The organism is Enterococcus sp. 2STP (assembly GCF_032465635.1).
In the GTDB taxonomy this organism is placed as follows: domain Bacteria; phylum Bacillota; class Bacilli; order Lactobacillales; family Enterococcaceae; genus Enterococcus_B; species Enterococcus_B lactis.
In genome coordinates this window covers 54,283-75,847 of the sequence record NZ_JAWDJH010000037.1, presented here as the reverse complement: position 1 = coordinate 75,847, position 21,565 = coordinate 54,283, and the positions used below count along the sequence as shown (strand labels likewise).

Below are 21,565 nucleotides of genomic sequence, written 5' to 3'. Positions count from 1 at the left end.
AAAAGCAGCTGCTTTCATCTCAGTCACAGATACAAAATCAATTATTTTTCAGAATCATCGGTTGCTTTTTCTTCTACTTCTTCTTTCAACGCATCCCCTAAAATGTCTCCCATAGTGAATCCAGTATTTTCTTCTGGTAATTCATAAGACTCCACATTTTTTGGTTCTTCTTCTGAAGCTGGTTTTTCTTCTAAAGCTTTGATGCTCAATGCAATACGATGTTCTTCTGGATGGATCTCCAGTACTTTCACTTTCACTTCGTCGCCTTCATGAAGTACTTCGTGAGGTGTGGCGATATGTTTATGTGAGATTTGAGAGATATGGACTAGTCCTTCTACTCCAGGGAATACTTCAACAAAGGCACCGAAACTTGTTAGACGTTTAACAGTTCCGTCCAATACTGCTCCAACTGGGGCTTTTGTATCGATTTCTGACCAAGGTCCAGGCTGTGTATCTTTGATTGACAAGGAAACACGTTCTTGTTCAGGGTTGATAGACAACACTTTGACGTTTACTTCGTCATTAACAGCTAACACGTCACTTGGTTTTGCTACATGACTATGAGAAATCTCTGAGACATGGACTAGACCGTCAATTCCGCCTAGGTCGACAAATGCCCCGAAATCAGTAAGACGTGCGACACGTCCGCTGAGAACATCTCCCTCATGAATCGTTGAAAGGATTTCTTTTTTCTTTTCTTCTCTTTCATTTTCAACTACCGCTTTGTGCGATAAGATCAAACGATTTTCTGATGGTTCGATTTCAATGATTTTAAAGCTCAATGTTTTGCCTTTATAATCTGAAAAATCCGCAACAAAATGATCTTCCACCATTGATGCAGGGACAAAGCCACGCACACCGACGTCAACGACTAAACCGCCTTTGACAACATTTGTAACAGGTGCTTCAATTACCTTGCCGTCTTGGAAATCTCTTTCAATGTCTTCCCAAACTTTTTTAGCATCTAAACGGCGTTTTGAAAGAAGATAGCTGCCGTTTTCTTTATCTTTGCCGATTGTACTGATAACGACTAAGTCTAATACATCGCCGACTTTCACTACTTCGTTGATATCTTCTACTGGTAAAGTTGATAATTCTTTTGCCGGAACGACGCCTTCAACTCCGGCCCCTTCGATTCCGACAATTACTTGTTTGTCTTCGATAACCAAAACTTCGCCCTTAACAACATCGCCAACTTTTACTTCTTGGACGCTTTTCATTGCGTCTTCCATTGACTGGTTGTTCTCTTGATTTTGATCAAATTCTGTCATAACACTTGTCCTCCTAACCAACATTCTGCCGTAAGTACGGTACTGTTTTTAGTTTAATTGATTATTCAAAAAAAATAAAGCGATTTCGTTCGTTTTCCTTGAAAAAACAATTGTTTTTCAGTTTTTTTCTTCATTTAAAAAAGAAGATATCCCTTTTCTAAAACGACGGCTTTTATCGCTGCAACGACTTCTGGAATGGATTTGCCGGTAGTATCGATACGAACAGCGTCCTCTGCTTGCTGCAGCGGAGAAACTTCCCTTGTTGAATCATAATGGTCTCTTGCCTGTATCTCTTTTGTTAGTGTTTCAAGATCAGTCGGAATCCCCTTTTCTTGGTTCTCTTTGAATCGTCTTTCTGCACGCTCACTTACGCTTGCTACTAAAAAGATTTTTACTTCTGCATTCGGCAATACAGCTGTCCCGATGTCTCTTCCGTCCATCACAACGCCACCGCGTTCGCCTATTTTCCGCTGGATAGCAACTAGTTCTTCTCTGACTTTCCCATGAGCAGAGACTTCTGAAACAGCTTTTGTGACATCTGGCTGACGGATTTCTAGTGTGACGTCTTTTGATGCTGTGAATACATGCTGCCCATCTTCTTGTTGTGAAAAAGAGATAGGATACTTTTTGATCAGTGAAACTAGTCCTTCCTCATCTGAAAAAGATACATTGTTCGTAATAGCTAGATAAGTTACTGCGCGATACATGGCACCGGTATCCGTATAAATATAATTCAATTCTTTTGCTAAGATTTTGGCAACGGTGCTTTTTCCAGATGAAGCAGGTCCGTCGATCGCAATACTGATTTGTGTCATGATATAACTCCTTTTTCTCAAAAAAAAAGCCGCAAAGCGCGGCTATTATTATTTAATTCTTAGTTCTTGACCAGGGTAAAGCATAAAGTTGTTTGGATCTAAGCCATTCAATTCAAACAATTGGTCAGTGGTGATTCCTGCACGCTCAGCCACTTGTTTTGGACCTTCGCCTGCTTGAACAGTCGTTGTCGTACCGGCTACAGCTGAGGAAGAAGGTGTAGTTTCTGCTGCATTGCTGCTTGAATCCCCTGCTTGATAAGTTGTGTCACTTGAAGAAGAAGGTGTTGTCTCTGCTGCAATACTGCTTTCTGACGTTACCCCTGTATCTTGAGAAACAGTAGATTCTTCCGCCATTGTACTAGATTCTACTGTTGAAGTCTCAGTTGACTCCTCTTTTGTTGTACTTGTGGAACTTTCTACTACTGATGTCGAAGTTTCAGAAGAAGATGCTGCTGTTGCATTGTTGCTTGATCCGTTTCTGATCCAGAAATAAGCACCTGCTGGAATAGCGATACATAAGACTAGTAAAATCAAAAATAGCGAAAGAAATAATGTATTTCCTTTCTTTTGTTGTCTCTGAGAACTTCTTGATGAAACCTCATCATCTGTATCATAGATTGGTTGTTCCCATGGTTCTTGTGTTTCGTTATTTTCTGTAGATTGATGTCTATCTTTTCTGCTCACTGTTTTACCTCCTAAACTCTATCGTGTGTATTATACCATAGGAAAAAGTGTCTTGTCCTAAAAAATCAATGTTCCATGTTTTTTTTAAATAAATTTAGTAAAATCGATTCCCAATGAAGCGGTTCAGTCTTAGAAAAAGCCTTTTTCTTTGGTAGAAGTTCTACTTTTGCGCCATCAATATCACAACAATTCTGCGGCTTTTCGGAAAGTTCTTCCCCAAAATAAGCCAAGATGAATTTTCTGCGGCAGTCTTCTTCATGGATATAACGAAGCATCTGCTGCAGGCGGAATTCTTTTTCTTTTTCCTGACGTTTGAGCCGTTCCACCCAATTTTCTGGTTTTTCAGACTGCTGGATCAACTCCATCCATTTTTTTTGCAGCTCATCAAATGGCGCTTGCTCTGCTGCATATTCCAAATAAAGCTCAAAACTTTGTCGCTGTTCTCTAGAAAGTTGATTAAAGAAATAATGAATACGTTCATCTCCACTTTGATATAAAAGGATTGCTGCACTTTCTTCCTGATCTCTGCCTGCTCGACCGATTTCTTGTACATAGTTTTCCAGACTGTCTGGCAAATCGTAATGGATCACATAACGAATATCAGATTTATCGATCCCCATACCAAATGCGTTCGTAGCAATGAGAAACTGCAGCTGATTTTTTACAAACTGTTGCTGAAGCTGCCTTCTTTGAGCTGTGTCAAGGCCACCGTGATAATATCCAACTGAAAAGCGCTCCCTGAATAAATGATACAAACGTTCGACTTCTTTTTTTGTTGCACAATAAATAATTGCCGCACCATGTGCACTTTCCATGAATTGTTCAAGTTCTTGTTCTTTTTGCTGCGTTTTTCGAACAAAAAGCGAGATGTTTTGTCGATTGACTGATTGTCTAACCTCTTTTGGCTGTCGATCAAATAGCACCTGACGTATATCTTTCGCTACTAAATCTGTCGCTGTCGCGGTTAGAGCCAATGTGACCGGGTTTCCTAAATGCTCGCGGATTTTTCCTAACTGTTGATATTCTGGCCGAAAATCAACTCCCCATTGTGATACACAATGTGCCTCGTCCACTACATATAGCGCTATATCCTGTTTTTTCAGCTGCTCTAAAAGAGAAGGGTTAGTCAACATTTCCGGACTCAAAAATAAAAATTTATATTGCGACAGATGACGGAGAACGTATCCTCTTTCAGCTCGCGAAAGCAAGCTATTGAAAGCAGCTACTCGTTTTTCCCCTCGTTTTTGCAGTTGTGTCACTTGATCTTCCATGAGAGAAAGTAGCGGTGACACGATGAGAACCATCCCATCCGTTAAATACCCTGTTAATTGATAGCACAGGCTTTTCCCCGTTCCTGTAGGCAAAATAGCGAGAGTATCTTCTCCATCAAGCAACGCCTGAATAATTTCTTCTTGGCCGGGTCGAAATGAATCGAATCCAAAATATTTTTTTAATTCATTTATTAACATTCTGTATCGCTTCCTTTCTCAATAGATAGATTTGATACAAACGAAATTCTCCATAATCTAATTGTCCATCTACATTCCATTCGCTGAAGCGCCACTCTCGCACGGAATCCTTATTTGGTTCCAATCGTTCGACCGTTTCTTGAGAGAGAACCCGCTCGTATGGAAAATCATCAAAAAACAAGGCCCACTCAATAAGATGATCTGTTACCGTCCCTTTTTTTAAATGACGGATTGCCATGATCTGGTCAATTGTCTGACCATTCATAAACATCTGCTTGGTGATCATCATGCTTTGATTGAAATTTTGCTGTAATAACGGATCAATCAACACATACCATAGCGAATCTGGCCGTTCTTCTATTTGTGCGAGCAAAAGATGGATACATCTGCTTTGTTGTAAATAAACAGCTGCCTCATCATTGGTTTTTGCTAGCTGATACGGCAGAAGTCCTGTTCGATCATTTCCAGAGAATTGGTTAGCTAAAAAATCGGCTGCTCCTTCTGGTATCTCCGAAAACAGCTGCGCTAAACTTTCATACGCGCTATCAATCAAAATTCCACGTGGCAATCTGCTTCCACTAAGCCATTTTTTCAGTTGGAAAGTATAAAAAGGACTTGTCTCTGCTGGAAGATAATCTTGGTTCCCAGATGCCAGATTAGAAATCACTTGAACAGCAAATTTGATGAGCCGCCAACTAGTTTCCCCAGTTCGTCCATATCGGTCAAAACGCAAACCAGTATATTCTGTGTGAAGTTCAGACAACCTATCTGCTCCTGCAGACGTTAGTTTTGCTTCATTTTCATTTATTTCGATCCAGCCTTGCTGTGCAAGTTTTTGCATAATCTGATAAAACTTGTCTTGCTTCAAATCTGGAAAACTGTTATGAGCAAATAAAAGTTCGTGAGTAAATCCGAAAATAAGTACTGAAGTCGTTCGTTTTCCCACAAGGAGCTGGTAAAGAGAGCTGACTCGCAGCTTGTTTCTTGATGAAAATAGCGATAAAATAAAAACAATCATATTATTCTCCTTAAGTTAGGATGGTTAGAAATGTCACTACTATGTAAACTTGTACCTGAACGCTGTATTGCATGCGGTCTTTGCCAAATCGAAGCGCCGGATATTTTCGATTATGATGAAGAAGGAATCGTTTTATTTGCCCAAGAACCAGAGGCTCATCAACAGTTCGTCATGCCGGAAGAAGAAGCGTATGTAAGAAAAGCGTATCAGAAGTGTCCAGTCCGGGCGATTTTATTAGAAAATAAAATGTAAGTCAAACTAAGCTTTAAAAATGGATACTAGATTTTCTAAACTTAAAGATAAGCCGGGATCTGTTTCTCCCGTTCCGTGAAATCCCGACTTATTTTGAAAGTTATATTTACTATCTATTTATTTGACTTGTTTTTTTCATAGACCCTATAGGTCCCATTTCGGTTATTTCAACTTTTTCAGCCAGTTTTCCAATGTATTGACAATCACAGTTTGCTGATCTGCGTTAGAAATTTCTGCTTCTCCATCTCCTTTTTGCTCACCATAGCTACCAAAACCTCCATGGTTCCCGCCGTTGATTGATACATACTCTGTTCTTTCTGGTAAGTACTGCTTGGCTTCTTCATAAGCTTTCTGATTCAATACTTTATCTTTAGTTGCTGTAATGGATAAAACTGGGACAGCTGATTCTTTCAATGTTCCTTTTTTATCGGGATAGCTTGCCATGAAGAATACCCCCTTTAAATGACTGTCTGAATGATTCTTATTCGCATATCGACTTGCCATGACACCGCCTAAAGAGTGACCACCGATCACATAATCGGAATCTGGAAAATCTTCTTTGATCTTATCCGCTTTGTTTCCACCTATCACTGCTAGATCAAGAGGCATTTTGACAATAGCAACTGAGTAGCCGTTTTTTGCTAAATCTTGCGCCCAAATACTATAACTTTCTGGTTCTACGAGAGCACCAGGATAAAAAATAAGTAATGGAGACTTTGCCTGATTCTTTTTCTCTCCTTCAAAAAACAAGTAATCTTCTTTGTTTCTTCCTTCTTTTACCACCTTTTGTGCTTCTGACGATGGTTCGTACGTATTTTGCTGTATATAGTAATAACCGCCTCCGCCAAGTAATCCTAAAATAATGACTAAGCTAATTAGTATTCGTCTAAATATTTTCAATTTCTCCCACCTTTTCTATCTGAGTTTATACCTTCTTCTCAATCAAGTATGATTATACCTTAAAAAAAATAAGAGAAAAATGCAAACTTTCCAGCACCAAATAAAAAAGACGGAATATCCATTCGAATATCCGCCTTTTTTATATGATTATTTTTTATTTAGCGCACAAACGATACACTGCTTCTGCATAAATTTCCATTGCTTTATACATACTGCTTAATTCCCATCGTTCATTTGCCTGATGCATGAAGTCAGGAGTATCAGGGAACATCGCACCGAATGCCACACACTGGTTCATCGTACGGGCAAACGTAGCGCCACCTGATACAAATGGTTCAGTCATGTCTCCAGTAATCTCGCGATATGTCCCCAATAGGTTTTTCACTAATTCACTGTCCAATGGCACGTATAATGAATCTAGGAAGTCAAACTCTTCATAAGACAACTCATATTTTTCTACTGTTTTAGTTAATTTAGCTACTAAATCCTCTTTTTTGAATGTCACAGGAATTCTCATATCTACACCGATTTTTGTTTGTTCTGGTGTGATTTCCAAACTTGCAAAGTTCATCGTTAACTCACCAGATTGTTCATCTTCTGTCTTGCCCACGACTGCTTCACCAGTTGCATTTTCTTGAACTAATTTTCCTAAGAAATTGATTGGGCCAAAATCGAATACTTCTGAAAGAGCGATTGCCAGACGAGAAATAGCATTCACTCCTTGTGCGGCATCTTTCGCGTGGATACTTTTACCAAGAACGACGATTCCTTCGCCTTGTTCTTCGAAATCGAATCCGTGTTTTTTCAATGCTTCTTTTACTTCAGAAATCTTTTCACCAGAATAAGGAGCTGCATCAGGAACAACATTCAGCGCTCCGCCAGCTTTTACAGAAAAATCGTTCGTTCCAGGACCTGTCAAGTAAGCTTGTAGTAAGCCTTTTTCCGCATAAATTAAAGGGAATTCAGCGTCTGGTGCAAATCCTTGCGTAATGCCTTCTTCTTTCTCGTTATATTTTTCTAAACAACGCCACAAATTTTCTTCATCTGTACCAAAGATAAAACGAATACGTGTTTTGAATTCCACGCCAGCGTCCATCAAAGCTTTTACAGCATACATTGCTGCAATGGAAGGACCTTTGTCATCTTGAGAGCCGCGACCAACTAACCAGCCGTCTTTTACGGTTGGATCGAATGGTTTCGTTTCCCAATTGTTTTCGTCGCCTGCCGGAACAACGTCCATATGACACAAGATACCGAATAATTCATCTCCTGAGCCAATCTCTGAATAACCGTAATAGCCTTCTGGATCTTTAAATGTTCTAAATCCTAGCTTTTCACTGATTTCCAATACTTTGTCCAAAGCTTCAATCACTTTTTTACCGAAGGGGTGTCCTTGCCCTGAATCTGCTTCATCTAGTACGGAAGGGATTCGGATCAATTCGCTCAATGATTCTAATGCTTGTTCATGATGTTGTTCTGTCACAAATTGTTTCATGTTTTTAACCTCCTAATATGTTAAAAAGGGTTATGTCAAATGCCTCCGACACAACCTCTTCTTCTCTAATAATGACGTTTTAAGCCTGCTCCATCAGCAAGCAGAATGTTCTTAATGATGAAAGAAAAAACACTCACTGAATGGAGCAATCGACTTATCCACGTGCTTATTGATAGCCGTATATCGGTTTCTTCACTCTTATGATAGACCTTGTACCTGTATTGGTCTAGGTTTAGAACATTGCTGCTACACCTAGGATCACACAGATGGCTACAAATAATATCGCAATTAATTTACCAGTAAATTTCCACCACACTGAAACATCGAAACGAGCAATCGCTACAGCACCCATTACGATAGCAGATGTTGGCGTAATCAAGTTTACTAAGCCAGACGCAGATTGATAAGCAGTGATAACTAAATCCTTCCCTACACCGGCAAATTCACCCATAGGTCCCATGATTCCCATTGTTGCAGCAGCTAAGCCAGAAGTTGAAGGAATCAAGAATGACATAGGAATATAGAAAATAAATGTAATGATGATAAATACGCTTGAAGATAATGAACTTAATCCTTGTTCGCCCCAGTGTAAGATAGTATCTGTAATCAAACCGTTGTTCATAACCACTTGAATACCACGAGCAACAGCTACTACGATAGCTACACCAATCAAGTCAGAAGCACCAGCTAAAAATTCAGAGACGAATTCAGATTCTTTCATACCATACGTGATTGCTACGACGATTGACATGACTAAGAACAACATAGTAATTTCTGGGAAGTACCAGTCACCTAGTGGAAGCATGCTTTTACCTAAAACAGTTCCTAGCACCGGAAGATTTGTTAACCAGTTTGTCAATGATTCAAAAATTGTGAAATTCGCATTCAAGGTTGTCCAAGGAATCAAACTGATGATCATGATACCAAAAGTAATGAAGAACAATACATTTACATGTTTTTGTTTTTTCGTGATTACTTCTTGACGACCGATTGCTTCGATATCGAAATGTTTCATATCTTCTTTACGTTGATTGTATACTAATGATTTTGTTGGATCTTTTTCGATTTTTGATGCATAGCGATACACATATACAATAGAAATAGCTAACAAAATAACGAACATCAAGAATCGAAGACCAATCCCTTCACCCATCGAAATCCCAACAGCTTGCGAAGCTACGCCGGTTGCGAAAGGATTGACCGTTGAAGCTAAACAGCCTACTTGAGACCCTACTAATACGATGGCTACTGCTACCACTGTATCAAAGCCTACTGCCATCATAACTGGGATCAGTAAAGCATAGAACGGAATCGTTTCTTCTGCCATTCCGTAAGTAGATCCGCCTAATGCAAATAACAGCATCAATACTGGAATAAGCATTTTTTCTTTTCCTTTGAATTTCTTCACAACTGAAGCGATTCCGGCATCTAGTGCACCTGTTTTGTTGATAATACCTAAAAATCCACCAACAACTAAAATGAAGAAAGAGATTGGGATTGCAGCAGGTGTTTCTTTAGTTAGCTCCCCCGCTGGTACACCTAGCATGCCATTGATTGGCGCCATGAAAATATCCCACAGCCCTTGAGGATTTTGTTGTACTCGTTCATATGATCCAGCGACAATGTTGCCTGCATCGTCTACACTATAGTGCCCAGCTGGTATAAACCAAGTAAGTACAGCGATTACTGCAATAATAATGAATAAGACCGTATACGCTGAAGGCATTTGAAATTTTTTCTTCTTTGTTTGTTCCATCTTCTTCTTCCTTTCTTTTCCGTTAGAGACATCATTTTTGGCTCTAATGTTATTTTATCAAAAAGAGTATCAGAACAAAAATAATAACACGCATTTTATAAAACTTTTGTTCAAAAAGTTCGTTTTTTCCTATTTTCTCCCCCTTTTCTTAGGTTTTTAAAGCTTTCTTCATTTTCATTGTAGCGTTTCCTTTTTTATATAAACAAACATTTCCGTCTTTTAAAAGGAGAAGGATTTCACATTCCAAAAGAACTAATTGATTTTTATGCATAAATAAAAAAAATACTCAAAACAAACAAATAAAACGTTTACAATATTGCATGTATTGTATTTTTTTCCAAAAAAAAGATCAAGAAATTTCTTGATCTTTTTGACATTTATTTAACTGCTGTATGACGTTGTTCCATCTGATGTTGTTTTCGACTTAACCATGGAAGAAGTTGCGCATGTAGCACTAAAAAGACAGCACTCACGATGAAGCCTTTGATCAAGTTGAAAGGAACAATCCCAATCAATACATAATTTGCTAAAGACATCCCCAACATCTGTGTCGCGTTCAGTCCTAAAAACATTAAGTAAAGAGGCGTAATAACGAAATAATTCGCGATACTCATGAAAATAGTCAGAGCAATCGTTCCTGTAATCACACCTAAAAATTTATTTCTTCCTTTATGCTGTTTCTTTACACTAAAGAAGTAATAAATCGGAAAGGTAAAGATCGTTGTTGATAAGAAACTAGCTGTGTCTCCCACTAGGTTATCTGGAGAAAAACCTGTAGTCAGCAGATGTAATACTGAACGCAAGAACGCTGTTGCTACTCCGGCCGCTGGACCGAATAAGAACATACTGATCAATACCGGGATATCACTAAAATCAATCTTCAAAAAACTAAAAGCCGGCATGATCGGAAAAGCAAAATACTGTAAAACTAACGCGATCGCAGCAAACATCGCTACTGCAACCATTTTCTGTACACGGGTGTTCTTCATTTGAAATCCTCCTGTTAGGACTCCTCTTCAGCGAACTTTTTGACGTTTCTCTCCAAATGAAAAAACTCTATTTTCCAGGGAAAATAGAGTTAGAGTTATTTGATCAAGTGTGCGTCAAATAAGCCCTATCTTCTTTATCCAGACTGTACTGTCGGTATCGGAATTTCACCGATTCAGCTATTTTTTGCAAAATAGGTCGTGGACTATAACCACCGGTCGGGAATTTCACCCTGCCCCTGAAGACGAACCTTATATAATTTTTGTTTACATGTTCATTATACATATCTCTTCAAAAAACGCAACATTTAACACTTATAAAAAGTAAGTGTTTATTTTGAATGATTCAATAAGCTGCTGACTTCTTTTTTGTTCAGTTCACGATAATCCCCAGGGCGTAGACCTTGTAATGTCAAATCACCGTATTTTTCACGTTTCAACTTTTGCACAGGGAGCCCAACTGCTTGAAGCATATTTTTCACTTGATGATTCCGTCCTTCGTGGATCGTCAATTCCACGATACTGTGATTTGTCTTAGGATCCACTGATAAAATTTGGAATTTAGCTGGAGACGTTTTTCGTCCTTCGATCTTTATTCCTTTTGCCAAAGGTGCAAGCATCGATTTTGTCGCAATCCCTTTTACTTTTGCGACATAAACTTTATCCACTTCATGTTTTGGATGTGTCAGGCGCTGGGCAAAATCTCCATCATTTGTCAGCAGTAAGATGCCCGAAGTATCGTAGTCCAGTCGACCTACGGGGTAAATTCGTTCTTTTACCATCGGCAGAAGGTCCGTAACGACTTTTCTTCCTTTGTCATCTGCTACAGCAGAAATGACTCCTTTAGGTTTGTACAATAAATAATAACCGTATTCTTCTTGATAAATTGGCACTTCATCCACTTCCACAGTGTCATGTTTTCCAACTTTTATCCCTAATTCTCTTACAACTTGTCCGTTTACTTTTACACGTCCTGCAAGGATAAATTCTTCTGCTTTTCGACGGGAAGTGATGCCAGCGTGGGCAATTACTTTTTGTAATCTCTCCATTTACAATTGTTCTCCTTTATTCATTCCATCAAAGAATAGATCTGGTGACACATCTTCTTCAAGTGAAATTTCCATTTCTTGTGTATCAGGCAGTTCCTCTAATGATTTCAGCCCAAAATAATCCAAGAAGTAACCAGTTGTTCCATATAATATCGGGCGACCTGGTCCTTCTACTCTGCCTTTTTCTTCAATCAGTTTATGAGCAGCCAGACGCTGTACCGCTCCTGAAACCTGAACGCCTCGAATCTGCTCGATCTCAGCTCGTGTGATCGGTTGTTTATAGGCAATGATTGCTAAAGTCTCGACAGCGGCTTGAGATAACGTGTTCGATGTTCCTTGTGCATATCGCTTGAGCAATGGCGCTAGCTCTTTTTTAGTCGTTAATACATAATGGCTTTCCGTTTCAAAAATATGCAAAGCTGAGTGCGGGTTTTGAGCGTAAGAGTCTTTTAATTCTTTCACTAAATTTGCGACTTCTGCTTCACTGAGATTCAACAGTCCGCTTAATTCTTCATTACTGATTCCTTCCTCGCCAACAATAAAAAGAAGGGCTTCAAGTTCACTTAATTTCGTCATGTTCGGTATCTCCTACTGCTGGATAAAGCATAATTGATTCATAGTTTTCTTTTTGTTGCGCAATAATCTGTCCTTTTTTCATCAACTCTAGCAAAGCCATAAAAGTAGTGACAACTTCACTTTTGGAAGGCGACTCAAAAAAAGAGTCGAAGGTACAGCCATGCGTATTTCTTTTTATACGCTCTTCGATAAAGATCATTCGTTCTTCGATCGTTGTATCATCGGGCGTGATCGTTTTTTCCACTTTTTGAGAAAATTTCTTACGTTCCAAAATTTTCTGCATGGCATGGATTAGATCGATTTTTTTGACTTGTCCTCGCTTCAACGGTTTTTCAACATCCGCCAATCCATCGATGTTCATAGGGTCTTTTGTGTAATAAAGACTTCGTTCCTCTGCTTTTTCTGTTAATTTTTCAGCCGCATACTTATACTTACGGTATTCTAAAAGCTGAGTGACCAATTCTTCTCGAGGATCTTCTTCCCATAGTTCTTCATCATCTGTAACAAACTCTTGGATAGGGAGCAACGTCTTACTTTTGATTGCCATCAATGTAGCAGCCATCACTAGGTATTCTCCTGCAACAGCTAGCTCTAGTGTCTTCATTGTATGGATATAATTCATATATTGCTCTGTGATCGTAGCGATTGGTATATCATATATATCGATTTCCATTTGCTGAATCAGATGAAGCAGCAGATCGAGAGGTCCCTCGAATACATCTAATTTAATATTGATCTCCGTCAACTCATTCACTCTTTCTTCTTTTTCTTTGCTAGCCACTTTCCAATATAAGGCTCTGTGATTTCAGTTGCACGGATGGAGACATCCGGATACTTTTCTTGTAATTCATCTAACATTTGGAAGCCCATATTCTCACCGCGATAAGATGGATTCAAAGAAATGTCATGGATAATCAGCTGATCGTTCGTTGCCCAATAAACACCAATGATTCCTTGAATGTTGGTCGAACCTTCCGGCGTAAAGAAAAAAAGTTCATAATCATCTTCAGATTCGTACGTATCTATCTCCTTCAACAAAGAAGACTTACCTGTCAGCTTCTTATGGAAACTCAACAGTCCCATAGCAATTTTACGGTTTTCTTTTCGGTAATGTGTTAACATCTTCTCACCTTCCTATGACTAAGCCCTTGGAAAATGCTGCTTATAAACATCTGTCATCCTTTTTTTCGTGATATGTGTATAAATCTGTGTCGTAGAGATATCCGCGTGACCTAACAATTCCTGTACTGTCCGCAAATCTGCTCCGTTTTCTAGCAAATGGGTGGCGAAGCTGTGCCGTAGCGTATGCGGCGTTACTTCTTTGTATATCCCAGCCTCTCTTACTAGCTGTTTCAGATTTTTCCAGATTCCTTGCCGGGAAAGACCTTTTCCATGATTATTGACAAATACATGCATTTCAGATGCGTCCTTTACAAGTAACGGACGTGCTTCGTCTAAGTAGCGTTCCAGCCATTGGATCGCATAATCACCTAAAGGAATAATCCGCTCTTTATCTCCTTTACCGACTGTCTGTACCAGCCCAAGAGAAAGATGAAGATCTCCCAATTTCAATCCAATCAATTCACTGACGCGCATCCCAGTAGCATACATGACTTCTAAGATTGCACGATCTCTTATTCCTAACGTTTTTGTCGTATCAGGTGCTTCAATCAGCTTTTCTACTTCTGCCAGCGTCAATGTGCTTGGTAATTTCTGCGCTTTCTTTGGCGTATCGATATGTTGCATTGGATCATGATCCGTGATACGCTCTTGTCGTAAAAACTGATGGAATCTTCTGAGGCTTGAGATCATCCGCGTAACGGTTGCTGTCGCTTTTTTTTCTTCATGCATTTTTTCCAGAAAACGGATGACTAAAAAGCGATCGACATCTTGCCATGAAGCAACTTTCTGCTCTTCTAGAAAATGCAAGTATTGTTCCAAATCACGTTCATAGCTTTGACGTGTATTGGCGGATAATCCCCGTTCAATATTCAAGTAGTGGAGATAATCGTTGATTTGCTCTTTCATAATAATCCCCCTCATGCCTCTCTATCATATCAGATACCGCTTCATTCTGATAGTCTTTTTCCATAATCTGAGCAAAGAAAAAGCCGTCTAGACACTCAGACGGACTGGTTTCTTTTTTCTTTTTCATAACATTCCTGACAGATTCCATGGAACGTCAGCCGATGATCTTTTACTAAAAAATGATAACGTTCTTCTACTACTTGCTCCACTTCAAGTAAAAGATCCTCTTCTACTTCCTCGATCGTGCCGCAGTTCAAGCATAGTAAATGATGATGGAAATGTTTAGCGCCCTCTTTTCTCAAATCATAACGGGCTAATCCATCATTAAAACTTACTTTATCGACAATTTTTAATTCTGTCAAGATTTCAAGGGTTCGATAAACAGTAGCAAGTCCAATTTCTGGACTCTTTTTTTTCACTAAAAAGAAGATCTCTTCTGCAGACAAATGCTCTTTCTCATTCTCCAAAAGCACAAGCAGGGTAGCTTCTCTTTGCGGTGTCAGCTTGAACCCCGATTCATGTAGCTGCTGTTTTGTTTTTTTCATCGCCGAAATAGCATTCATGACCATTTACTCAACCCCAACAATTTATAATAATTACAATTTAGAAAAACAATAACACTGTGTTAATTAAAATTATTATAAGCTAGTTAAGAAAAACATGCAAGGGATTCTCAATTAGATTTTTTGACTAATTTTGTCACACCGTTTTCTTGTTTAATCAGTCCTTGTTTCAAAAGATTGCCTAATGCTCGCTTAAAAGCACCTTTGCTGATGCCGAAAGCTTTCATGATGTCTTCTGGATCTGATTTATCTGTAAAGTTGATTTGCTGATCTGCAGAACGTTCTAAAATGGTTAAAATCATTTGTGCATCATCTGATATTGCTTCATACGCTCTTGGTTTCAATGAAAGATTCAGTACACCATCTGGTCGGACACCGATCACACGCCCTTTTACCTGCTCGCCTAGTCGAGGTTCGTTATATCGTTCAGAAGGATGGATAAACCCAAGATAGAAATCTTCAGTCAAAACATACGTACCTGTTAATTTCAAACGGTAGGCTGTTCCTATCACATCTTTGTTTTTCATTTCTTCTGTTCCATACTTGCTTAAAGATTTGAATATTTTTTCGTCTGCTAAACTACCCCAAACACGATCCTTTGCATCAACTCTAAGGGAAATCATCAAACGATCTCCCTTTTTAGGCCACAGCTCTGTCATGGTCGGTAATTCATCAAGAGATACGACAAAGTCTTTATCTGGAAGACCGATATCGACAAATGCGCCTAAATCTTTTCGTGTAGCAGTAACGATCCCAAATGCATAGTGACCGATGCGACTTTTTGGAATTTGTGTAGTGATCCGGTTTTCATGTTTTTGATTTTGGTAGCCGAATCCTTCCACTGCCTCACCGATTTTGTGCTCGCCTTCTGATTTGCTTAAGCCAAAGGTTTGCCCATTTTTTTGGACAAAGTAATTTTTTTCATTTTCATCAATAATAATACCTGTAAATATAGTTGCTAATAAATCGTTCATTTTTTTCTCCCTCTATAGTGAAAGGTTTTCTTAATACATTTCTTTGCTATCATAACATAATGTTATCTACTTGAATAGCTGAGCCTTGCTTTGGAAAGGTGAAAAAAGGAGTATGACAACAGTTGTGTCATACTCCCCTTTTTTGAATAAACGGTGTTTACCTGCCAACTCCTCGGTTTCAAGTCACACTATTCATCAAACATGAGAAGCTGTTTTTTGAAATTGTTCCTTGTGACTCAGAGTGAAACGGCAGGCTCACAACCTCTTTCGTTTAGCTAAAACTAATTGCTCCCATTTCCTCCGAACCACCCAGTTTTACAGTTGATCGTTACGATATAAAATGGCAAAGCACTTTCTCCAATGCCTTTCATCAATGCAGATTTTGTTGAAGTGGCATATAGATTGTAATAGCCTTCCCCATTTTCGATTCTGGCTTTTTCTAATCTGTAACCTCCTTCAACAATATATCCACGTTGGATACATGTAGCAATCACTTTGCTTTGGACACCTGGTGCCCACGTCCATGCTGGATTAGATGCATCGGCAATATCACTTGCTCTGGCAGATTTGATTGGCTGATTCGCTGAGTTTGAAGAGGAAGGAGTCGATGAGGCCGCTTCTTGCTGTGCTGCTTGTGCGACCGCAGCTTGTTGAGCGGCTTGAGCTACAGCTGCTGCTTGAGCGGCTTGTTTTGCTTGTTCTTCAGCTGCTTTTTTCGCTTCTTCTGCTTTTTTCTTTTCCTCTTCTTCTTTTTTCTCTTTATCAGTGAGCATCTTGTCTACTTGTTTCAATTGTTCATTCAACTGAGCAGATAGATCTGTATTTTTCACCTTTTCTACTGCTTCTTTTGCCGTCTTGTATTGGTCGCGTGTCGCTGAACCCACTACTTTTCCGTCTTTAAAGACTATAGCTGTTTTTTCTTTAGCTGTTTGCAATTCAGCATATTGATTTTTAGCTTCTGTTTGTGCTTGTTGAATCAATTTTCCAAAATCTGTGTTATCCGTTTCGATCGTTTGTATCTCTTTATCTGCTTTCAACTTGATGTCATCTGCTAGATGATCATCGACGATCACAGGTGCTACGAACCATTCATTCACTTTCTGGATATCTTGGATCTTAGATTGGATATCTTGATAAGTTGTTTCTAACGCTGAATATCCTTTTTCATTCTTAAGACTTGATAAATCATTTTTTAGTTTTGATAGATCTTGATGAATCATATCTGCACGAATAAATTGATGGTGATCATCTGTATAAAAGGCAGCAAGTTTCCCATGAAGGTCTTCCATTTGTTGCTGTCTTTTTGCTTCTGCTGCTACTTCGGCTTCTACTTTTTGATGATGGTCATAATAAGCCCAGCCTCCCCCACCTAGTAGAAGAACCGCTGCTAAAGCGAGATAAGGCACTTTTTTTGATTTTTTCTTTTGTGTCTTATCTAGATCTTTTTTTTCTAGGTTTGATTCTTGAGGCGTTTTTTCAGTATTTGGCACGATTGTTATTGGTTCTGTTTCTGCTTCAATCAGCTCAGGCTGGTTCTCTTCTTTTTCTATTTTAGCTTCAAGAACAGTGCTATCTTCACTTGCAGATTGACTTTCAGCATCGGCTTCATTATTTATTTCATCTGACTCTGTTGACTTCTTGTCTGCTTTTTCGAGCATTTCTTTTTTCTCTGCTTCCGGCAATCCATTCGATTTCTCGTCTTCTGATTGTTTTTCAGACAATGTTTCAGTTTTTTCCGGGACATCCGTTTTTAGATCATTCGTTTTTAATGATTCTTTACCTGCAGCGTTTACTCTACTAATGGCTTTTTCAGCGTCTTTTTCAGCTTCATGTTCTGGTTCTACTTTGTTTTCCTGTGCAATTTTTTCACTGATCATTTTGAGCAGCTCTTCCGCGTGCTCTTCCTTTGTATCTTCACGATGTGCTTTGATATAGGCGGATAGTATCGAATTTTCTTCCTCATTATCGACGATTTCTTTTAGTTCAGCTACTCTTCTTTTTTGTTTTGATTCAAGGGTTTCTTCTTGATTCTTTCCTGATTTTTCCAAAGTCTCACGAACAGTTGCTTTCTTCTGTTCCATTTTTTCTTTATTGGCTACTTTATCGTGAGTAGATGATACATCGTCTTCTAATTCTGTTTTTTCGAATAATTCCATCACAGATTCGAGAGGTAGATCTTTCAATTCCGACCATTCGATTGGATCGTTTAATTCTGTATCAGGAAAGACTGCGTCTTCAGTTGATTTATCCTGCATAGTTTCATCTGCATTTATTTCTTCGATTGTTTCTTTTGTTTGCTGATCTTCTGCAGTTAGTTGATGACCGCAGTCTGGACAGATATTGTTCTCATCCATTTTTTTCGATCCGCAATTTGGACATTTTTTCATCACTTAGCGATCGGCTCCTTTACTAGGTTTACGCTACCATTTAATCTATCATATTCTATACGTCACGCCAATAGCTTATTTTTAGGATTTACTTAAAAATAATGAATAAATTTTCTTCCTATAGAAAAAAAAGCTTGAGACCGCGTAGTCCCAAGCTTTTTTTCTTTTAAAATAAACCAAACCATTTGACTGATTTCTCTTCTGGTCAATAGTTCGTGCTTATTCTAAGAAGTCTTTTAATTGTTTCGAACGAGAAGGATGGCGTAATTTTCTCAATGCTTTAGCCTCGATCTGACGAATACGTTCCCGAGTAACACCAAATACTTTTCCTACTTCTTCCAGTGTTCTCGTACGTCCATCGTCTAGGCCAAAACGTAAGCGAAGGACATTCTCTTCCCGATCAGTCAATGTATCTAGTACATCTTCCAATTGTTCTTTTAGTAGTTCATATGCTGCGTGTTCTGCTGGACTTGTTGCTTCTTGGTCTTCGATGAAATCACCTAAATGAGAATCATCTTCTTCACCGATTGGCGTTTCAAGGGAAACAGGTTCCTGCGCGATTTTCAAGATTTCGCGGACTTTTTCTGTCGGAAGGTCCATTTCTGCACCGATTTCTTCCGGCGTAGGTTCTCTTCCAAGGTCTTGCAACAATTGACGCTGGATACGAATCAATTTATTGATTGTTTCTACCATGTGAACTGGAATACGGATCGTACGTGCTTGGTCGGCGATTGCACGAGTAATTGCTTGACGAATCCACCATGTAGCATAAGTAGAAAACTTGAATCCTTTGCGATAATCGAATTTTTCAACTGCCTTCATCAGCCCCATATTTCCTTCTTGGATCAAGTCAAGGAACTGCATGCCTCGCCCTACATAACGTTTAGCGATACTTACTACTAAACGAAGGTTTGCTTCTGCTAAACGCTGTTTTGCTTCTTGGTCGCCTTCTTCGATTTTCAATGCTAACGCTACTTCTTCTTCCGCAGTTAAAAGGGAGACACGGCCAATTTCTTTCAGATACATACGAACCGGGTCATTGATTTTTACACCGGTTGGCGCAGAGAGATCTTCTGTTTTTGCCTGTTCAGCTTTTTTCTCAGCACTTTTCAAGCTGTGAATTGATGGATCACCATTTTCATCCACCACACTGATACCTGCGTCTTCAATCTTTTGGATCAATTTGTCCATTTCATCTGCATTCAAAGTGAATGGTGTAGCAAGCTGATTGGATAAATCATCATATACAACTTGTCGTTTGGGTTTGTTTTCTTTGATGAAAGCTGCTACTGCTGCTTCATACTTTTTTTTATCTGTTCCATTTGCCATAAAAGAAGGCCCCCCTTGAGTAGCTATTTGGCTTGTTTTAACTGTTTCGTTAAATTGATGATTTCGATCGTCAATTCAAGCTCAAGCTGTTTGTTCCCAGTACGTCTGGCTTCTTGCTGCATTTGTTTTTTTAATGTTATTTCATCAGCTAAGCCAGATTTGCTGATCACATCTAGCAAGTCTTGGATTTCCCGTGGCGAACTTTCTTCTGCCACCGGTAGATATTCGATCTCCACCACCAACCGCCTTAAATTTTCATCTTGCAAAAAGTCTAAAAACTCTGCAAGGTTGAATTCATAATGTTGTGAGACATATGCATCGAATAAAAAATAAACTTCTGCATATGCGTCGTGGATAAACTGAAATTCTCGTTCTTTTAGAATATTGCGGACAGAAACTTCTTTAAATGCGCGGTACAACAGAATCTGCTCTGCCTTTTCTACCTGCGTCAACGGTCTCTTCTTCCGTGCAGTTTCTTGTCTCTTGGTCTGCGTATGTTGGTTTTCCTGAGGTTCTTGACGATTTTGCTGATTTGTTCTTCGGAGCTCACGCAATTGTTTTTGTATCGTCTCTCTGCTGACCTGAAACTCTGTGGACAGCTGCGATAAATACATATCTTGTTCAATTGGTGAAACGACTCGGCTAAGTTCAACTAATAATTCTTCAAGGTACTCGATTTTGTCTTTTTCATTCTCTAAATTTTTCCCTTGTTTCAAATAACGTGATTTAAAAGTAAAAACTGTTTCACGCCCATGAGCCACTAATTCTTGAAAAGATGCTTCCCCATACTTACGGAGATATTCATCAGGATCAAGCTTTTCTGGAACGACTACGACCGAAAGTCCTAAGCGACTATTTTGCCGAAGCAATTCAATCCCTCGATTGGTTGCTTCAAAACCTGCGTTATCTCCGTCATAACAAAAAACCAGTTCTTTCGTCAGTTTTTCCATTTGCTGGATCTGTTGAGCTGTCAGACTTGTTCCCATGGAAGCTAATCCAGTTTTGATACCAGCCTGCCATGCAGCAATCACATCCATAAAACCTTCGAACAACAAGATTTCTCCATTTTTTCGGATATCGCTTCTTGCTTTATCAAGATTAAATAAAACTTGTCTTTTATTAAACAATTCTGTTTCCGGACTGTTCAAATATTTGGGCTGATCTTTTTCCTGCCCTTTTTCAGGTGCAAGCCAGCGTCCTGAAAACCCGATTGTCTGGCCTTGAGGATTACGAAGGGGAAACATCACCCTTTGGTAAAAACGGTCCGACAGACGGCCATCATCATGTGTGACAAACAATCCAGAACGTTCTAACAATTCATTTGAGAATGATTCATTCTTGAAGACTTGCTGAAGAAACGAGCGTTCATTAGGCGCAAACCCGATATTGAATTCTTCAATCAATTCTAAAGACAACCCACGACTTTGCAAATATTCTAGGGCTGGCTGTCCCGCTTTTGTATGCAACAGCATGTGATGATAGATTTCCGCTGCTTTTTCATGAGCAGCAATCAATTTTCCTGTAGCAGATTCAGGATTTTGTACAGCTACCGTTCGCTGACGCCATTGATCTTCCAACGGAATCTGTTCGAAATCTGCTACTTTTATCACTGCTTCTGGAAAACTCAGTCCTTCTAGTTCTTGAAGAAAAGTAAACACGTTTCCGCCTTTGCCGCAACCAAAGCAATGAAAGATCTGCTTGTCTTCTGCAACAGAGAAGGATGGTGTGCGTTCTTCATGAAAAGGACACAGCCCTAAGTAGTTTTTACCAGACTTTTTCAATTGGACATATTGTCCAATCACCTCAACGATATTCGTTTGACTGCGTACCGTTTCGATAACTTCTTGAGGAATCCGTTGAGCCATTTTTCCACCCCCTGCTTTATTGATATCTTTTCGTTTTAACAAAAGATATTTCAGGAGAATAACCGGTAAAAAATCGCACTAACTGAAATCAGTGCGATTTTAAAGGACACAATTATACATGTTTGATTGTATCATATTTCAATTCTTT

At 39.1% G+C, this 21,565-nt stretch carries 20 protein-coding genes and 1 riboswitch; of the genes, 1 reads left to right on the top strand and 19 read right to left on the bottom strand.

What is annotated here, in order from left to right:
- Positions 1 to 41: 41 nt before the first annotated feature.
- From rpsA to RWU19_RS13640, 5 genes are all read right to left on the bottom strand, one after another.
- The gene (rpsA, locus tag RWU19_RS13660) at positions 42 to 1,271 is read right to left on the bottom strand and encodes a 30S ribosomal protein S1 (protein WP_002290176.1); all 1,230 of its coding nucleotides are present in this window, start codon (positions 1,269 to 1,271) and stop codon (positions 42 to 44) included.
- Between the two features lie 134 nt (positions 1,272 to 1,405).
- A complete protein-coding gene (gene cmk, locus RWU19_RS13655; protein ID WP_002309595.1) occupies positions 1,406 to 2,086 on the bottom strand; it encodes a (d)CMP kinase in 681 nt (226 codons plus the stop codon).
- Between the two features lie 48 nt (positions 2,087 to 2,134).
- Complete coding sequence (locus RWU19_RS13650; protein ID WP_002315217.1) at positions 2,135 to 2,770, bottom strand: SAG1386/EF1546 family surface-associated protein; 636 nt, start codon at positions 2,768 to 2,770, stop codon at positions 2,135 to 2,137.
- A 65-nt stretch (positions 2,771 to 2,835) separates the two neighbouring features.
- Positions 2,836 to 4,239, bottom strand: a complete 1,404-nt coding sequence (locus RWU19_RS13645; RefSeq protein WP_024634662.1) for a RecQ family ATP-dependent DNA helicase — start codon at positions 4,237 to 4,239, stop codon at positions 2,836 to 2,838.
- Positions 4,226 to 5,257, bottom strand: a complete 1,032-nt coding sequence (locus RWU19_RS13640) for a helix-turn-helix domain-containing protein (protein ID WP_123837991.1) — start codon at positions 5,255 to 5,257, stop codon at positions 4,226 to 4,228. The genes RWU19_RS13645 and RWU19_RS13640 overlap by 14 nt, the downstream gene beginning before the upstream one ends.
- A 30-nt stretch (positions 5,258 to 5,287) precedes the next feature.
- Between RWU19_RS13640 and RWU19_RS13635 the strand changes: the two genes are divergently transcribed.
- The gene (locus tag RWU19_RS13635) at positions 5,288 to 5,509 is read left to right on the top strand and encodes a ferredoxin (RefSeq protein ID WP_002290171.1); all 222 of its coding nucleotides are present in this window, start codon (positions 5,288 to 5,290) and stop codon (positions 5,507 to 5,509) included.
- A 162-nt stretch (positions 5,510 to 5,671) separates the two neighbouring features.
- Here RWU19_RS13635 and RWU19_RS13630 read toward each other — a convergent pair whose 3' ends face one another.
- The 14 genes from RWU19_RS13630 to dnaG form a co-directional block, all read right to left on the bottom strand.
- On the bottom strand, positions 5,672 to 6,409 hold the full coding sequence (locus RWU19_RS13630) for an alpha/beta hydrolase (protein WP_086286107.1): 738 nt from the start codon (positions 6,407 to 6,409) through the stop codon (positions 5,672 to 5,674).
- 154 nt (positions 6,410 to 6,563) lie between these two features.
- Positions 6,564 to 7,904 carry a M20 family metallopeptidase gene (locus tag RWU19_RS13625; protein WP_002315221.1) on the bottom strand — a complete coding sequence of 447 codons (1,341 nt, stop codon included), beginning with the start codon at positions 7,902 to 7,904 and terminating at the stop codon, positions 6,564 to 6,566.
- A gap of 232 nt (positions 7,905 to 8,136) precedes the next feature.
- Positions 8,137 to 9,660 (bottom strand): YfcC family protein, encoded by a 1,524-nt coding sequence (locus RWU19_RS13620; protein WP_002290168.1) that lies wholly within the window; start codon positions 9,658 to 9,660, stop codon positions 8,137 to 8,139.
- 377 nt (positions 9,661 to 10,037) lie between these two features.
- A complete protein-coding gene (locus tag RWU19_RS13615; RefSeq protein WP_002290166.1) occupies positions 10,038 to 10,649 on the bottom strand; it encodes an ECF transporter S component in 612 nt (203 codons plus the stop codon).
- A gap of 123 nt (positions 10,650 to 10,772) precedes the next feature.
- Positions 10,773 to 10,897: riboswitch (FMN riboswitch) on the bottom strand.
- An 81-nt stretch (positions 10,898 to 10,978) separates the two neighbouring features.
- Positions 10,979 to 11,695, bottom strand: a complete 717-nt coding sequence (locus tag RWU19_RS13610) for a pseudouridine synthase (RefSeq protein ID WP_002313886.1) — start codon at positions 11,693 to 11,695, stop codon at positions 10,979 to 10,981.
- A complete protein-coding gene (gene scpB, locus RWU19_RS13605) occupies positions 11,696 to 12,271 on the bottom strand; it encodes an SMC-Scp complex subunit ScpB (protein ID WP_002290163.1) in 576 nt (191 codons plus the stop codon).
- A complete protein-coding gene (locus RWU19_RS13600) occupies positions 12,255 to 13,025 on the bottom strand; it encodes a segregation/condensation protein A (RefSeq protein ID WP_306297969.1) in 771 nt (256 codons plus the stop codon). The genes scpB and RWU19_RS13600 overlap by 17 nt, the downstream gene beginning before the upstream one ends.
- Positions 13,022 to 13,393, bottom strand: coding sequence for a GNAT family N-acetyltransferase (locus tag RWU19_RS13595; protein WP_002290158.1), 372 nt, complete (start codon positions 13,391 to 13,393; stop codon positions 13,022 to 13,024). Before RWU19_RS13595 ends, RWU19_RS13600 begins: the two co-directional genes overlap by 4 nt.
- 18 nt (positions 13,394 to 13,411) lie before the next feature.
- Complete coding sequence (xerD, locus tag RWU19_RS13590; protein ID WP_002290156.1) at positions 13,412 to 14,299, bottom strand: site-specific tyrosine recombinase XerD; 888 nt, start codon at positions 14,297 to 14,299, stop codon at positions 13,412 to 13,414.
- 95 nt (positions 14,300 to 14,394) lie between these two features.
- Positions 14,395 to 14,868 carry a Fur family transcriptional regulator gene (locus RWU19_RS13585; protein ID WP_002290152.1) on the bottom strand — a complete coding sequence of 158 codons (474 nt, stop codon included), beginning with the start codon at positions 14,866 to 14,868 and terminating at the stop codon, positions 14,395 to 14,397.
- Between the two features lie 104 nt (positions 14,869 to 14,972).
- Positions 14,973 to 15,836: a virulence factor B family protein gene (locus RWU19_RS13580; protein WP_002290150.1), complete on the bottom strand. Its 864-nt coding sequence runs from the start codon at positions 15,834 to 15,836 to the stop codon at positions 14,973 to 14,975.
- 281 nt (positions 15,837 to 16,117) lie between these two features.
- Entirely contained in the window at positions 16,118 to 18,223 is a 2,106-nt protein-coding gene (locus RWU19_RS13575; RefSeq protein WP_123838002.1) for a cell division site-positioning protein MapZ family protein, read from the bottom strand.
- A gap of 219 nt (positions 18,224 to 18,442) precedes the next feature.
- Positions 18,443 to 19,552 (bottom strand): RNA polymerase sigma factor RpoD, encoded by a 1,110-nt coding sequence (rpoD, locus tag RWU19_RS13570; protein ID WP_002290142.1) that lies wholly within the window; start codon positions 19,550 to 19,552, stop codon positions 18,443 to 18,445.
- Between the two features lie 23 nt (positions 19,553 to 19,575).
- Positions 19,576 to 21,417 carry a DNA primase gene (dnaG, locus tag RWU19_RS13565; RefSeq protein ID WP_002290141.1) on the bottom strand — a complete coding sequence of 614 codons (1,842 nt, stop codon included), beginning with the start codon at positions 21,415 to 21,417 and terminating at the stop codon, positions 19,576 to 19,578.
- Positions 21,418 to 21,565 lie beyond the last annotated feature (148 nt).